Origin of the sequence: Pseudomonas sp. Ga0074129 (assembly GCA_001465025.1) — a bacterium.
Classification (GTDB): Bacteria; Pseudomonadota; Gammaproteobacteria; order Pseudomonadales; family Pseudomonadaceae; genus Aquipseudomonas.
Genome location: LNDO01000079.1, coordinates 13,818 through 28,641 on the forward strand (window position 1 = coordinate 13,818; position 14,824 = coordinate 28,641).

A 14,824-nucleotide genomic window follows, 5' to 3' on the forward strand; every position below is an offset into this window, starting at 1 on the left:
TTGGCTTGATCTGCGGCAAAAAACCGCTGCGTGAAATTACTGACCTTTTGCCGGCTTATCCGCTTTGGCCACGGCTTTGGCATTTTTGTCAGTAACCGGTTTTACCGCAGCCACAGCTGTGGCCGGTGCTGGCTTGCTGTACTTGGCGATCAGGGCGTTGAGGGTGTCTTTTGACGTTAAGAGGATTTCCACGCGGCGATTAAGCGCACGCCCCTGCTGACTGTCGTTGGCCGCGCGCGGCATGTCGGAGCCCAGCCCTTTGACCATCAGCCGGTTTTGCTTAAGGCCACTCAAACGGAAAATTGAGGTGAACGCGCGGGCGCGTTGATGGCTCAACTCTTGATTAGCCTTCAACTCACCACTGCTGTCGGCATGACCGAGGATCAGCACGCCGATGGTTTCGTCCTTCTCCAGCAGCTTGGCCATGCGGCTAAGTGGCGACAGGGTGCTGGGCAGCATCATGTGCGGGCGGTCTGGGTTAAATGACCCTTGCACCGGGGCCGTAACCACCAACAGATTTTCACGACGTTCAAATTCGAAGTGCGTGCCTTTGATGGCTTCACGCACTTTCGGCTCGTATACATCTAGCCAAGCCTGAGTGACAGCAGGCGCAGGCATGGCAACTACTTTTTTGGGCGCTGGCTTTTCTGTTTTCTCAAACGCGCTGCAACCGCTGATCAACACACACAAAGCGATGGCAAGGGTTTTGTTAAAAGGCATCGGGAATCCACACATGATTAGCAAAAAGCCGTTAGCGACCTGCGTTGTTTCAGCGCAGGCCTGATTTGACCGGCAGTTTAGCCGAGCCTGCTACAAACAATCAGCCAGCAAACGCGCAAGTTTTTGCGCACGCGGGTCCATCAAGACGAACGGTCCCAGGTTATTAGTAACAAAACCAAACGCCACGTCGCGCTCCGGGTCGGCAAAGCCAATCGACCCGCCTGCACCCGGATGACCAAACGCACGCGGGCCTATGCCATAGGTGGCGTTGGCCACATCGGGCTGGTCCAGCATGCAGCCCAAGCCAAAACGTGTGCGGGTCAGCAGGGTTTTGTCTTCACCCACAGCATGCTCACGGGTCAACTCGTTGAGCAATTCGCTTTCTAGCAACCGACCATCAAGTAATCCCGTGTAAAAACCGGCCAGGCTGCGGGCATTGCCGTGACCATTGGCGGCCGGCTGCTGCATGCGTCGCCATTCAGGCTTATTGGTGCTGGTCATGATCGATGGCGGATTGGTGAATGCACGAGTGCTCATCGCAGCGGGTTCGCTCATCATGGTTTTCAGCAGGCGCTGGGCAGCGGCATCACCGAAGTTGCCTTTGCCGCGAGAGATGATGGCCACGCGCTCGAAGTCTTCATCGGCCAGGCCCACATGAAAATCCAGCCCAAGCGGCGTAGCGGTACGCGCGACAATGGATTCACCCGGCCCTCGCCCTTCAACCCGGCGCAGCACTTCACCCACCAACCAGCCATAAGTAATAGGCGCATAACCATGCCCCTCGCCCAAGGCCCACCAGGGCTGCTCGGCAGCCAGCGCTCGGGTCATGGTGGGCCAGTCATACAGCGCTTCGGCGGGCAGCATTTGGCGCAAAGCGGGCAAGCCCGCCTGGTGGCTGAGCAGGTGGCGCAAGGTGATTTTTTCTTTGCCGTTTGCCGCGAATTCCGGCCAGTAGCGTGCGACAGGGGCATCCAACTCCAACTTGCCCTCACCCACCAACTGCAGGACGGTAACGGCAGTAAAGGTTTTGGTGCAGGAGAACAGGTTGAGGATGGTGTCACTGTGCCAGGCGTGCTGACCCTCTTTATCGGCAACCCCCGCCCATAAGTCGACCACGGTTTCCCCGCCAATCTGCACACACAGTGCCATACCGCGCTCTTGCGGGTCGTCGAACAGGGCCGCAAATGCATCCCTCAACGCCTCAAACTTGAGGTCAAAATAGCCCTGAATTTGCACCACGCTGTTTACCCCACCGATCTCAATACTGGGTCAAAAGTTAAACCATTGTTTCACCGCGCACGGGCACGTTCACCTTACGCTCGATTGGTAATTGCTCGTCAGGGTGCCGGATTTGCCTCTGCTGGCTGCAGTTTGAGGATCATTGCGGCTGCATCCAAATTGGCTTGTCGCACACGCTTAACAAAATCATCCCAAGGCCGATCGGTAATCGCGACAAGGCCCAGGTGACCATTTTCACCATCCAGTAGACGCCCGGTAACGGGCTGATCGAGATACTGAAACCAGTGCGCACCGACTATCTGCGGCTCATCAAGCGCTCTGCTGAGAAAGTGCGCATAGGCTGGGCCACGTTCTTGTTCTTTGTGAACTTCGGCAACGCCTCCCCAGAAGGGACCGCGATCACGCGAGCCAAAATGAAACTCGGTGACCATCAGGGGTTTGTCTAACGGGCGCAAGGTGGCGAAATCAAAACCATGCTGTGGCTCGCGGGTGTAAAAGTTGAAACTCAACACATCACAAAACTGCGCACAGGCCTCAACGGCTTCGGGGATGCTGCTTGCAAAACGCCCGCCCAACAGCATGTGGTTAGGTGCGTGCCATTCGAGCGAGTCGGCAATGGTTTTGAAATACGTGTCGGCGTAGAGACGCAAAAACGCCTGCATATCACGCTCAATGGCCGGGTGCTCGGCATTCGGCAAGGGCGCATCGAAGCCGGGATCTTCCATTAATTCCCACGCCGGCAGTTCTATGCCCCACGCCCGCGACAGCCCTGAATGATTACGATACTTGTCGCGCAATTGCTTCAAAAAGGCGCGTTTAGCGGGCACATCCGTTGTCAGACGCAATGTGGCATAGGCCAGCGCATACCGACCACGAGGGTCATCAACAGCGCCCGACCATGCCAATTCGTTATCCGCAAAATACCCGAGCAACCAGGGGTTTTCGCGGTGATCACGTGAGGCGATAGCTACCGCGCGCTCTGTTGCCATCGCAAAACGCGGATCAAACGGATCAGGCATCGCGCCCCACCAGTCAACCCCGGTGCTGATGGTCGCGTAGTCACCATGAATCGACAGCGGAATGCTGAAAGGCATGGCTGCGTCGCCACCAAAATCTACCTCGCTCCAATTACCCAGGGTATTAAAGCCCCAGGCTTGCAGGCGCTCGACGCTACGAGCGCGCCAGGCGGCAGGATTTTGCTGCGCGTCTGTGCGCTGCAAATTAGCCTGATAGAAGTCAAACCAAAGCCCATTGGCAAAGGCCCGCCCTTGGTTAGCACCGGTAGAGCTGCGGCTATCGGCGGTGCCAAAGTAAGCCGCCAGTGGATCGCCGGCCTTCGGCAACTCGCTGAACATCGCCTCACGCTCAGCCACATAGGTCGCACTCTGTTGCGCGGTGACCGCGTTAACACCCAGCGAGTAGAAAGGGTTGCCCTCGGGTGTCACCAGAAACCAGCGCTCACCACGTTTTTCTGTGCGGAAGAAGCCGCTTGCAGTGAACGATGCTCCACCGGTCCAACCGCCGAATTTGTCTTGTGCGGGGCGCTCTGCAAGCCAAGCCTGCAGTTGCTTACGTTCGGCGATTGCCGATTGCTGCAGTTGTTCATCCTTTTTAATTTTGCCCGGCCAATCGGCACGCGTGAACTGGCCATAACGGTCAACAATTGCGGCATAGGCAGCGTCCGTCACTGACTCAGCGGTGACCCCGAACTGGCTGATTAGCAGATGCTGCACGGCTTTGGGCTGGGGCATGGTCACCGCCAGCGACTTAACCTGGCTCAGGTCTAGCGCACCACTGACCGTATCGGCGAGCAACATGCGCTGCCCTTTATCAACCCAAGGCATTGGCACGCCTGCGCGCATCCCTTGGTCGCGGGGCGAAGTTGCCTGCAGGGGAATCAGTACGGTTTGCACAGGACCTGCGGGCAATGCAATGCGCGTAGTCAAACGCTGGCCGTCAACGCTTTCAATCGACACATCCAGGGTCAATGCCCAGTCCATGGCGTTTTGAATGCGCAGTTTGACCATTTTTTGTTGAGACCAGTCCCAGGCAGCGCTTTGCGGCGTTAGCGTCAGCCCGGGGTTTTCACTGGGATGAAACGTCACACGGCGCAACACTTCACCTTGCTGCGTGGGCTCGCCTTTTACGCTGGGAAGTTCTGCGTTCTGCGTAGTGACCTTTACGGCATCAAGCGGCCTGACAAAGTTGAACAATTCAAGGGACTCTGCCGAAAACGCTGCGCCGCAATAACCTAAAAAGGCCAACTTAAGAAACACTGTTTGCAGCCTGCGCTTGACCTTCACCTGCTTACTCCTTGACTCACGGCACTAAAGAGAACTGAGGGAGGCATATGTTGCCTCTTTAAAAATACGGTTTTGCGGTACGACCTGTAGATTTTGCCCGTGACATTCTGACGATTTCCAGCGCAGTGCCATGACGTGCTGGCCCACTGACCTGCGGCAACGTCCTAGTCACTGATTTCTCGCCGAAACGGCGGCAAGGCATTGAGGATCGACTTGCCATAACGCTGAGTGACAACCCGGCGATCAAGCAAGGTGATGATGCCGCGATCCGCCTCGGTGCGCAGCAAACGACCGCAGGCCTGAACCAGACGCAAGGAGGCATCCGGCACGGCAATCTCCATAAACGGATTGCCGCCGCGTGCTTCGATCCACTCGGCCAAGGCCGCTTCAACAGGGTCATCCGGCACCGCGAAGGGAATTTTGGCGATCACCACATGCTCGCAATAGGCCCCAGGTAGATCGACCCCTTCGGCAAAACTGGCCAAGCCAAACAACACGCTTTCCTCGCCGGAATCGACCCGCGCTTTATGCTTGTTTAGGGTTTCCTGTTTGGACAGGTTGCCTTGGATAAACACGCGCTTGCGCCAATCGCGTTCAAGGCCTTCGAACACGTCCTGCATTTGCTTACGCGAGGAGAACAGCACCAGGGTGCCGCGCGAGCCTTCAACTAAACCCGGTAATTCACGAATGATCGCCGCCGTGTGCTGCACGGCATCACGCGGATCAGCGTTGAGGTTAGGGACTCGCAGCACACCGGCGTCGGCGTGATGGAAAGGGCTCGGCACTACAGCGGTCACAGCGACTTTCGGCAACCCGGCGCGCATGCGATAACGATCAAAAGTGCCCAGCGCGGTAAGGGTTGCTGAGGTTACCAGCGCGCCGTAGGCAACATTCCACAGGTTACGCCGCAAGGTTTCTGCGGCCAGGATCGGGCTGGCATTGACCTCGATATCGAACAATGCGCCACTTTCGGCCAGGGTCAACCAGCGCGCCATGGGCGGGCTGTCTTCAGGGTCTTCGGCGGTAAACGCCAGCCACAACTCCCAGTTGCCCTTGGCCCGCGCCAGCAAGCTGCCAAACAGCGGATACCACTCTTCGGCCTGGTGACTAGCGATACCGACAGCGCCCTCACCATCCATGACCTCTTTGAGCTGCTCAGTCACACCAGTGAACAGATCATTGAGCTTGGAAAAGCCCTTCTTCAACTCCAGCCCCAGCTCGGTCAAGTGCTCTGGCACCACACCACCGACAAAACGATGGCGCGGCCGCTCTCGGCCCTGCATATCTTCGCCCGGCTTGAAGTCAGCCACCTGCTCGCAAGCGGCGAACATAAATTGCTGCTGGGTTTTCAGCTCCCGCGCCAACTCCGGCACTTGCTCGATCAACCGGCCTAGATCGCCGGGCAGCGGGTTTTGCGCCAGCAACTTGGTCAGATTTTTGTCGATCTGGGTCAGCCAGTCGGCAGTTGAACGCAACCGAGTGAAGTGCGCGAAATGACCGATGGCCTTGTCCGGCAGGTGATGGCCTTCGTCGAACACATAAAGCGTGTCACGCGGATCCGGCAGCACCGCACCGCCGCCCAACGCCAGATCAGCCAGGACCATGTCATGGTTGGTGACGATCACATCGACCTTGCCCATGCCCTCGCGTGCCTTGTAGAACGCGCACTGCTGGAAGTTGGGGCAGTGCCGGTTGGTGCATTGGCTGTGATCAGTGGTCAGTTGCGACCAGCGGGCGTCTTCCAGCTCTTCGGGCCAGCTGTCGCGATCACCGTCCCATTTATTGCCCGCTAACTTTTCAATCATGGTGTTGAACAGCTTCTGACTCTGCTCATCCACATCGATTTTAAAACCTTCCTCCTCGAACAATTGCGCCGTGGCACTTTGCGCTTGGCCTTCCTGCAGCAGGATGTCGAGCTTGGACAAGCACAGGTAGCGGCCGCGCCCCTTGGCTAGGGCAAAGCTAAAGGTGAGCCCGCTGTTACGCATCAGATCCGGCAGATCCTTGTGCACGATCTGCTCTTGCAAGGCCACGGTGGCGGTGGCAATCACCAGTCGTTTACCCGCCGCCTTGGCTGTGGGGATCGCCGCCAGGCTGTAGGCCACGGTTTTCCCCGTACCGGTGCCGGCTTCAACCGCTACTACCGCAGGTTCGCCCAGGCGTCGGCCTTCGTCATCGGTGTTGATGGCACCCAGCACTTTGGCAATTTCGGCAATCATCAGGCGCTGGCCATAGCGCGGCTTAAGCGATTTGGCTTCGAGAAAACGCGAATAGGCGCCCTGGATCTGGGACTTGAGTTCGGTACTGAGCATGGCGTGTCGGCAAGAAAGGCTGGATAAATTTTCAGTGTTTGCAGTCGGCGGCTATCATAGCGCGCTAATCGATCCGGCGCTGAACCGCTTGCCGTGCTGCCAACCCTGGAGTTTTCGCATGACCCTGTATGCGTTTGTTTATAGCCTGCACTTACTGGCAGCCCTGATCTGGGTTGGTGGGATGTTCTTTGCCTGGATGATTCTGCGGCCTGCTGCTGTCAGTGCGCTGGATGCACCTCATCGGCTCAGGCTATGGGCCGCCGTGTTTCCCAGGTTCTTTCTCTGGGTATGGGCGGCGGTGTTGGTGCTGCCCGTGACGGGTGTCGGCATGTTGGATCTGCGTTTTAGCGGCTTCGACAGCGCACCGCGCTACGTCAACATCATGATGGGCTTGTACCTGGTGATGCTGGCGCTTTTTTTGCGCATTCAGGTGCTGCAACTGCCGCAACTGCAACGCGCCGTGACGGCTGAAGATTGGCCAACGGGCGGCGCGGTATTGGGGCGGATTCGCCGACTGGTGGGGATCAATCTACTGATCGGCCTGCTGGTGGTGGCCATCGCTGGCACAAGGCCTAGCTTTTGATTCTTACTGAAGCCCCATCACTGCAGGCTGGCAGCGATGGGGCTTCGATATCAACTAGAAGCGAATCACGTTAATCGCACCGGCAGGCCCTGCCTCACCGGCGCGCCCAACCTCACCGGGCTTGCCGTCGCCAGCACCAGCCGTGCTGTAAAGCCAACAGCCTTTACTCGCTCCACCTTCGCCACCGGCGCCAGCCGCACCCGCAGCACCACCATCACCGCCTTCCAAGCGCACCTTTAACTGGTCAATAGGAAAGTCATGCGGCACTTCCAGGCGCACCTGCGCCCCGGGCGCTCCCGTTTGACCATCCCCACCATCTAAACCGTCATGGCCTCGACTGGCCTCGCCCCAAGCACAACCGCCGGCCTGACCATCGGCACCCGCCAATCCCATGTGACCGGGTGCGCCCTTGCCGCCACGGGCATCGATGAGCAAGTCCGCGACAGAGGCCTTATGTAACCGCAAGTGCAGATGTCGCCCCGGCATTGCCGGTTGATCGCCACTCCCCGAGGCACCTTGGGCATTGATCTGCACACCACTGGCCAGCGCAGCGGCAACCGCCTCAAGGCGCAGCGGGCGCTCGTCCGGCGCAATCGCGAGCCGCGCTTCACGCCCCAAGCGAAGCTCGCCTACGCGCAACTCGGTGACGCCAGCGGGGATAAACAAGGTGCCATGATCTGCGATGTGTAAACGCTCCAGCACCAGAACGCTGGCACTGCTGGGCAGGCGCATCAGCGAGTTCGTGGGCACCTCAATGACCGTTTGCGCCACCGCCAGCGGAGAGAACAGAGCAACTGCAACCATCCAATTACGCATTTTCAGCCTCCACATGCTGTTCACCCTGGGCAGCTTCGCTGCTCTCTTTTTCATGACTGACTTGAGCGAGCTTTGTGGGCAAAGCAGCCAAGTGAAAGATGCCAAACAGCATCACCAACACCCTCGCCAGATGGGGGTTGGCGCAAACCGCCAACCTTTTATCAAACAGCCACAACTCAAGTGCATGCACCAGCAGCACAACAGCACCGACTGAGTTAAGCAGCAGTGCAAACGGGCTGGCAAAAGGCTGAAGCAGATTGAACAAAACGATCCCCCAAAAGACAGCGGTCAGTACCTTGCCCGCCAGCAAAAAAATCTTCATGCACGCCCCCGCAGTTTTTTATTTGGCTGCACCTTAACTGCTTTGCTCTAGGGCCGCTAGAAGACCGCAGCACCGGCACAAAGCAATCGCAACTAATGTGGATAAACAGGCCAACACACGGCTTGATCCAACTGTCCTCAAGAAAAGAACAACGATCGCCACGCGCTTTTGCATGCGCACAAGAAATGCAGGCAATAAAAAACCGGCCCCTGAACGGGGCCGGTTTTTAGAAGAGCAGTCAGATCAGGCGATCAAGGACGCGCTTCTACTTCTGCTTCCACACGACGGTTAACCGCACGCCCTTCAGCACTGGCGTTGTCAGCCACAGGACGGCTTTCACCGTAGCCCACAGCATTCACGCGATCAGCACCCACGCCATACTGATTAACCAGAACATCGCGCACCGCATTGGCGCGGCGCTCTGACAACGTTTGGTTATAGGCATCGCTGCCTACGGCGTCGGTGTGGCCTTCAACCACGGTAGTGGTTTGCGGGTACTGAGTCAGGAAGTCAGCCAGGTTTTTAATATCGCCATAGCTTTCAGGCTTAACCTGAGCCTTGTCGAAGTCGAACTTAACATCCAACTCCACGCGCACAGCTTCAACCGGCTCGGCCACAACCACCACTTCTTCAACCACCTCTTCGACCACCACAACCTGCTCTTCGCTGGCGCCGTGCACCCAGCAATACGCGGCGGCCATGCCTGCACCGGCCACGGCACCGCCGCCTGCCCACGCAGAACTTTCAATCGCCCCGAGTGCCGCACCACCAACCCCGCCGACTGCAGCGCAGGTTGGCCAGTCGGTTTTTTGCAGGCCGGCGCAACCGGTCAAAAAACTGCTAGCGACAATCAGGGGTAACGCTTTCCTGGTGATGCTCATAAGTCCGTCTCCTATTGGTAAATCGGTTTAAAAACCGATAAGCATTCAGTAAAGACGTGTGTGACAAAATATGCCAGGCGATACGCAAATACAGGCCCGACTAGGCCTGCTCGAGGTTGCAAGGTAGTCTTTACAGCCACAGCGAGGTCTTCTTATGTCAGCAACCCTTTCATCGCGTACACCACAGCAAGCCCTGGCCGCATTGTTGGCCCGCTACATCCCGCAGCGTCTTTTGCTCATCGGCAATCGCGAATTGCCCGCTATTGATGCATTTCTGAGCGCTCACCCCGAATGCCAGCTAGCCCACGCGCAACCTGGCACGCTGCCCGATGAACTGGCCGCAAAACGGTTTGACCTGGCACTGGTGGTTGACTGCCTGGAGCACATCGATAAGCGCACAGGCCTGCAATTGTTGGGCGGCATACGCAACCTGAATGCCAGCCGAATTGCCGTGTTGGCCGACTTAACCGCTTGCGATTGGCAAGAAACCGACTTCTTCGCCCTCGCGTTACAGGCCAGCGAGCGCTTTGAGCGTGATGAACAAGTGCTGCATTTGTTCACCTACGACCTGCTCGACTACAAGCAAGTGCCCGACTGGCTCAACGCCAAGTTCTGGGCCAACCCGGAGAATTTTGGGAAGTATTGGTGGTAATGCTATGAGCAACAACCTATGCCCCTGTGGCAGCGGTCAAGTGCTTGCGCAGTGCTGCAGTCAGTTGCATCAAGGCATGCCCGCAGCCTCTGCGGAAGCCTTGATGCGCTCACGTTACAGCGCCTACGCCTTGGGCTTAATCGACTATTTGCGGCGTACGACCCTGCCCGCGCAGCAGAGCCTCCTTGACCTAGAAGCCATATCGGCCTGGAGTCTCGGTAGCACCTGGCTTGGTTTAACAGTTGAAGACAGTACGCCGGTGCCTGGCGACCCGAATCATGCCTACGTAACCTTTACCGCCCGCTGGCGTGAAGGCGAACATGAACACAGTCATCGTGAGCGCTCGGCCTTTGTTGCGCATGGGGGCAACTGGTATTTCATTGATCCAACTGTTGATCTAAAAGTCGGCCGCAACGACAGCTGCCCCTGCGCCAGCGGCCTGAAATTCAAGAAATGTTGCGCCGCCTACATGTAGGCGGGCGAATAGGCTAATCCTGTAGTTTCAAGTGCGAAATATCAGGCAACGGGCCAGCTGCGGGCCTCTTTAGCTCACCCATATCGCTGCCGGTTGGTGCCAGGCTGAACTGCGACAAATCAAGCGTTGGGGCTACTGCAACCGGCTTGTCATCCTGCAAATCATCGCCCAACGCAGCTATGCCAAAATCCGGCGCATCAACATCGCTAAACGCCGCCATGTATTCATCACGCGGAGCAACCTGCAAACGCTTAGGCACTGATTGCTCAGCTACAGCTGGCACGGGCGAATCACTAGCTGGTTCAGGGGCCGCAGCCAATTCGATTTCTTCGACTTCAACATCGAGGTTGACCACTTCAGCCACTGCACCGGCGCGCTCAAGGGTCGAGCGGTATTTCTCTGCACCCGCCTCATCAAGGTTGGTCTTGATGACTATTCGGCGTCCGGAAAACAACAGCGCAATGCGCTGCTCGTCTGCCTGAAACAACTTGGCCAAATTAGCTTTTACCAGCGCCAGTTCAGCACCCGGAACCAGTTGCGCGCTAAAAGCAATTTCATAACGGGCCATGGTCACACTCCTGTCCTAATAGTCACTCAGTATGGCGCAGGTTTTTTTACCGTCACAACAGGTTGCAGCCAAGCTCTTGCTTGTTACATTGATGCGTCATTCGGAGTATGTAATGTTTTATCAGGCGCAAACGATAAGAATTCTCAGCCTATTAGTATCTTTCGTCCTTCTATTTGGGCTTGGTGGCTGCTCATCTTCAGGTGATTTTAAATCTCCTGAGGTTCGGCTTATAAAAGTTGACGTAGTAAAAGCCAAACTGCTTGAGCAGCATTTCACGTTACGTTTCCGCATTGATAACCCCAACAGCTTCAGCCTGCCTGTTCGCGGTATCGACTACGTTGTGCATTTAAACAAGGTAAAGCTTGCTGAAGGAGAATCCAGCGTCTCCTTCACCGTGCCAGCTCACGGCCACCACAACTTCTCCGTACCTGTTCGCACGAACCTTTGGCGGCACCTGCGGCAAATCGTCAAAGCCCTGGACAAGCCCGACCAGCCTATTTCTTACCAATTGCAGGGTGCCGTCAAAACCGGCTGGCTGTTCGGACAAAGCGTGCACATGTCGCGCAATGGCGAGATAATTCCAGGCGATTACATCCCGGAGTAAAACCGCATGACCCAGCAAGACCACATTCACGGCCCCGACTGCAACCACGAGCATGATCACGACAGCCATGATCACGGTCACGTACACGGCCCACACTGCAATCACAGCCATCAGGAGCCCGCACGTAACGCGCTGAAAGATGTTGGCCGCAACGATCCCTGCCCTTGCGGCAGCGCCAAGAAATTCAAAAAATGCCACGGCGCTTGACCCCGCAATGAGCACACTCAGCCTGCTGTTATTACTTACCGCGACGTTGCTAACTGCAGGGCTAGGCTTATACGCCCTAACGCTCTGGCGACGGGTGTGGCGCAAGCAAAAAGCCCAGGCTGAGGCAGCGCAGGCACATAAAGAGCGCCTGGGCGGCGATTTGTTCATCCTCAATAGCAGCTTGTTAGAAGGTCAGCTGCCTCTGATCGAAGGCGCTATCCGGATCAAGGTACTGCTGGATAACTACGACATCGCGCTCAGTCAAAGTAAGCAATGCGAAGTGTTTCACCAGCTCTTTGCTGCTACCGCTCACGTTCCCACCCATGCCGAATGGAAAGCGCTGGATAAAAGCGCACGCCGCCAGCATGAACTGCGCTTTAGTGAGCTTGAGTTGCAACACAAAGCGGCTGCCCGCGCCGCTGCGCGCTGGTTGCTGGATGAAGCGCTACCGCCACTGCGCAAAAGCGCCTGATCAGTCGACCCGCCTTGCCAGGCAAACACCCGCTCGTTAACGTGACACACCGAACGGGTTAACCTGCTTTCGTCGCGTCCTGCCCCACCCATTCCGCCTACCCAAGGAGCACGCTGCATGCTAGCGCGCAGATTACGTCCAATGGCCCACCTCAGCTTTGCCGCCTTTTTAACGGCGGTGGTCACACTGACGGGCTGCCAGTCGTTTCTCAACAGCCGCTACAGCAACAGCGTGCCCCCCGACCAAGGCATCGTTCAGGTCAAAGGCCTGGCGCAGAGTGTGGTGATCCGCCGCAACCCGCTGGGTATGCCGCTGATCGAAACCACTACCTTCCACGATGCGTTGTTCGCCTTGGGCTATGTGCATGCCAGCGATCGCCTAAGCCAAATGGTCGGTCTGCGCTTGATGGCCGAAGGGCGACTGGCAGAAATGGCCGGCCCGGGCGTGCTGGAAATGGACCGCTTTATGCGCGCGGTCAACCTCAAAAAAAGCGCCGAGGTGCTGTACAGCAACGCTTCACCGCGTATGAAGAAGTTCTTCGAGGTCTATGCACGCGGGGTCAACGCTTACCTGTTCCGCTACCGCGATAAATTGCCGATGGACCTGGCTGAATCCGGCTATCGCCCGGCTTACTGGAAACCCGAAGACTCCGTACTGGTGTTCTGCCTGCTCAATTTTGGCCTATCAGTCAATCTGAAAGAAGAAATCGCCGCGCTGACCCTGACGCAAAAAGTAGGCAGCGAACAACTGGCTTGGCTGCTGCCGACCTATCCCGACGAGCCACTGCCCTTTGAAGAAACGGCCAAGCTCAAAGGCTTGGATCTGCGCGGCCAATTGGCTGAGCTGAATGCCGTCAGTACGGCCGTGAACCAATTTAGCGATGCGCACATGCTCGGCGTCGCCGCGTCCAACAACTGGGCCTTTACTCCGCAACGCACCCGCAGCGGCAAGAGCCTACTGGCCAACGACACTCACCTGCCGTTGTCGATGCCGTCGGTGTGGAACTTTGTGCAGATCCGCTCGCCGAAATTCCAGGCAGCCGGCGTGTCGATTGCTGGTGTGCCAGCCATAGTGGCGGGTTTTAACGGCAAACTGGGTTGGGGCATGACCATGGTCATGGGCGACAACCAAGACCTCTTTCTTGAGCAAATCAAGCGACAAAACGGCCGTATGCACTACTTGGCTGACGGTAATTGGCTGCCGGTGCGCGAGCGTCAGGAAACCTTCTTCATCAAAGGCCAGCGCCCAATCCGCGAAACGCTCTATGAAACCCGTCATGGCCCGTTACTGAACTCGGTTTTGGGCGAGCGCAAGCACACGCTGCAACCGATGCAGCTCAGCAGCGGCTTTGGGCTGGCGCTGAAAACCACGCAGCTCGAAGCCGATAAGAGCCTGGATGCGTTCTTTGATCTGTCGCGGGCGCAGTCGGTCGAGCAAGCCTTTGAAGCCACCCGCGAAATCCGCGCCATGCCGCTGAATATCGTCTTTGCAGACGCCCGGCACATCGGCTGGCAGGTGACCGGGCGCTACCCCAACCGCCGAGCAGGCCTGGGCTTGGTGCCGTCCCCCGGCTGGGGCAATGAATTTGCCTGGGATGGTTTTGCCGACCCCATGCTCCACCCCTATGACCAGGACCCGCCACAAGGCTGGCTCGGCACCGCCAACCAGCGCACTGTGCCACGCGGTTACGGCATGCAGCTCTCCAACTCCTGGTTCTATCCAGAGCGCGCCGAACGCATCGCCGAGCTCGCGGGCACCGGCAGGCATGACAGCCAAAGCATGATTGCCATGCAGTACGACCAGACCTCGCCATTTGTCGCCAAGTTGCAAACCATGTTCAGCGCGCCCGGCATGGCCGAGGGCCTTCAAGCGGCCATCGCAGCACTGCCCGCCGCCGAACGCAGCAAAGCCCAAGAGGCCTTCAACCGCCTGATGAAATTTGACGGCAAGCTGACGGCCAGTTCGGCGGACGCCGCCTTGTACAGCGCATTCTTGCACCAGAGCGCACGGGAGACCTTCCTAGACGAACTGGGCCCGGAAAGCAGTCCGGCCTGGCAGGCGCTAGTCGATACGGCCAACAACTCCTATTCAGCGCAGGCAGACCACCTGCTCGGCCGCGAAGACAGCCCATTCTGGAACGACATCCGCACCGCGCAGAAAGAAGACAAACCCGCCATCCTCGCGCGCAGTTTAGCGGGGGCTGTAACCCTACTCGAAAGCAAACTGGGCAGTGAGCGCAGCGCCTGGCAATGGGGCAAATTGCATACCTACAACTGGATCAGCGAAACGACCCAGCTCGCCCCTCACATGAGCGCCAGCCAGCGCACCAGCATCAACGCCCTCAAGGGTTATCTGGACAGAGGCCCCTATCCGGCTGGCGGCGATCACTCCACCCTCAACGTCGCGGCTTACCAGTGGGGTGATAATTTTGATACTTGGCTCATTCCCGCCATGCGTATCGTCGTTGACTTTGGCCGTGAAGAGCCATTGATCGGCCTTAACAGCTCTGGTCAGTCCGGCAACCCGGCTAGCAAACATTACGCTGATGGCATCGACGCCTGGCTTAAAGGCAACTACATGAGCTTCCCATTCCAGTCGCAGAACCTCGATAAGGTTTACGGCAGCAGACGTTTGCTGCTCACGCCAGGTAAATAATTCATAGATGACCGT

Annotated in this window: 15 protein-coding genes and 1 pseudogene; 8 read left to right on the forward strand and 8 right to left on the reverse strand. The window is 57.6% G+C overall.

The features are described from left to right. Positions 1–36 precede the first annotated feature (36 nt). Positions 37–684, reverse strand: coding sequence for an OmpA family protein (locus AUK77_RS09975; RefSeq protein WP_363079383.1), 648 nt, complete (start codon positions 682–684; stop codon positions 37–39). On the opposite strand from AUK77_RS09975, the gene AUK77_RS09980 reads away from it, so the two are divergent. Beyond that, complete coding sequence (locus AUK77_RS09980; protein ID WP_296128991.1) at positions 617–784, forward strand: hypothetical protein; 168 nt, start codon at positions 617–619, stop codon at positions 782–784. The genes AUK77_RS09975 and AUK77_RS09980 overlap by 68 nt on opposite strands. 26 nt (positions 785–810) lie before the next feature. Here AUK77_RS09980 and AUK77_RS09985 read toward each other — a convergent pair whose 3' ends face one another. The 3 genes from AUK77_RS09985 to dinG all read right to left on the reverse strand — a co-directional run bounded on the left by AUK77_RS09985 (position 811) and on the right by dinG (position 6,574). Then, entirely contained in the window at positions 811–1,956 is a 1,146-nt protein-coding gene (locus tag AUK77_RS09985) for a serine hydrolase domain-containing protein (protein WP_296129370.1), read from the reverse strand. Positions 1,957–2,057: 101 nt separating this feature from the next. Continuing rightward, positions 2,058–4,223 carry a beta-agarase gene (locus AUK77_RS09990; RefSeq protein WP_296129373.1) on the reverse strand — a complete coding sequence of 722 codons (2,166 nt, stop codon included), beginning with the start codon at positions 4,221–4,223 and terminating at the stop codon, positions 2,058–2,060. Between the two features lie 203 nt (positions 4,224–4,426). Further along, positions 4,427–6,574 (reverse strand): ATP-dependent DNA helicase DinG, encoded by a 2,148-nt coding sequence (gene dinG / locus AUK77_RS09995; protein WP_296128994.1) that lies wholly within the window; start codon positions 6,572–6,574, stop codon positions 4,427–4,429. Positions 6,575–6,692: 118 nt separating this feature from the next. Between dinG and AUK77_RS10000 the strand changes: the two genes are divergently transcribed. Continuing rightward, positions 6,693–7,157 carry a CopD family protein gene (locus tag AUK77_RS10000; protein ID WP_296128998.1) on the forward strand — a complete coding sequence of 155 codons (465 nt, stop codon included), beginning with the start codon at positions 6,693–6,695 and terminating at the stop codon, positions 7,155–7,157. Between the two features lie 54 nt (positions 7,158–7,211). Here the strand turns inward: AUK77_RS10000 and AUK77_RS10005 are convergent, their stop codons facing one another. The 3 genes and pseudogenes from AUK77_RS10005 to AUK77_RS10015 form a co-directional block, all read right to left on the reverse strand. Then, the gene (locus AUK77_RS10005) at positions 7,212–7,973 is read right to left on the reverse strand and encodes a collagen-like protein (protein WP_296129001.1); all 762 of its coding nucleotides are present in this window, start codon (positions 7,971–7,973) and stop codon (positions 7,212–7,214) included. Then, the gene (locus tag AUK77_RS10010; protein WP_296129005.1) at positions 7,966–8,283 is read right to left on the reverse strand and encodes a DUF1145 domain-containing protein; all 318 of its coding nucleotides are present in this window, start codon (positions 8,281–8,283) and stop codon (positions 7,966–7,968) included. The genes AUK77_RS10005 and AUK77_RS10010 overlap by 8 nt, the downstream gene beginning before the upstream one ends. 263 nt (positions 8,284–8,546) lie before the next feature. Next, positions 8,547–8,897 (reverse strand): annotated as a pseudogene (locus AUK77_RS10015) (OmpA family protein); the annotation flags it as partial. Between the two features lie 433 nt (positions 8,898–9,330). On the opposite strand from AUK77_RS10015, the gene AUK77_RS10020 reads away from it, so the two are divergent. Next, a complete protein-coding gene (locus AUK77_RS10020; protein ID WP_296129007.1) occupies positions 9,331–9,828 on the forward strand; it encodes a DUF6231 family protein in 498 nt (165 codons plus the stop codon). Between the two features lie 4 nt (positions 9,829–9,832). After that, a complete protein-coding gene (locus AUK77_RS10025) occupies positions 9,833–10,303 on the forward strand; it encodes a YchJ family protein (RefSeq protein WP_296129012.1) in 471 nt (156 codons plus the stop codon). 13 nt (positions 10,304–10,316) lie between these two features. Here AUK77_RS10025 and AUK77_RS10030 read toward each other — a convergent pair whose 3' ends face one another. Beyond that, positions 10,317–10,871, reverse strand: coding sequence for a hypothetical protein (locus AUK77_RS10030; RefSeq protein ID WP_296129015.1), 555 nt, complete (start codon positions 10,869–10,871; stop codon positions 10,317–10,319). A 112-nt stretch (positions 10,872–10,983) separates the two neighbouring features. Here AUK77_RS10030 and AUK77_RS10035 point away from each other — a divergent pair, with 112 nt between their 5' ends. From AUK77_RS10035 to AUK77_RS10050, 4 genes are all read left to right on the forward strand, one after another. Next, complete coding sequence (locus tag AUK77_RS10035; protein WP_296129376.1) at positions 10,984–11,475, forward strand: LEA type 2 family protein; 492 nt, start codon at positions 10,984–10,986, stop codon at positions 11,473–11,475. A gap of 6 nt (positions 11,476–11,481) precedes the next feature. Further along, positions 11,482–11,682 carry an SEC-C metal-binding domain-containing protein gene (locus AUK77_RS10040; RefSeq protein ID WP_296129018.1) on the forward strand — a complete coding sequence of 67 codons (201 nt, stop codon included), beginning with the start codon at positions 11,482–11,484 and terminating at the stop codon, positions 11,680–11,682. A gap of 7 nt (positions 11,683–11,689) precedes the next feature. Continuing rightward, on the forward strand, positions 11,690–12,154 hold the full coding sequence (locus AUK77_RS10045; protein ID WP_296129019.1) for a DUF2489 domain-containing protein: 465 nt from the start codon (positions 11,690–11,692) through the stop codon (positions 12,152–12,154). A 117-nt stretch (positions 12,155–12,271) separates the two neighbouring features. Beyond that, positions 12,272–14,809, forward strand: a complete 2,538-nt coding sequence (locus AUK77_RS10050; RefSeq protein WP_296129022.1) for a penicillin acylase family protein — start codon at positions 12,272–12,274, stop codon at positions 14,807–14,809. Positions 14,810–14,824 lie beyond the last annotated feature (15 nt).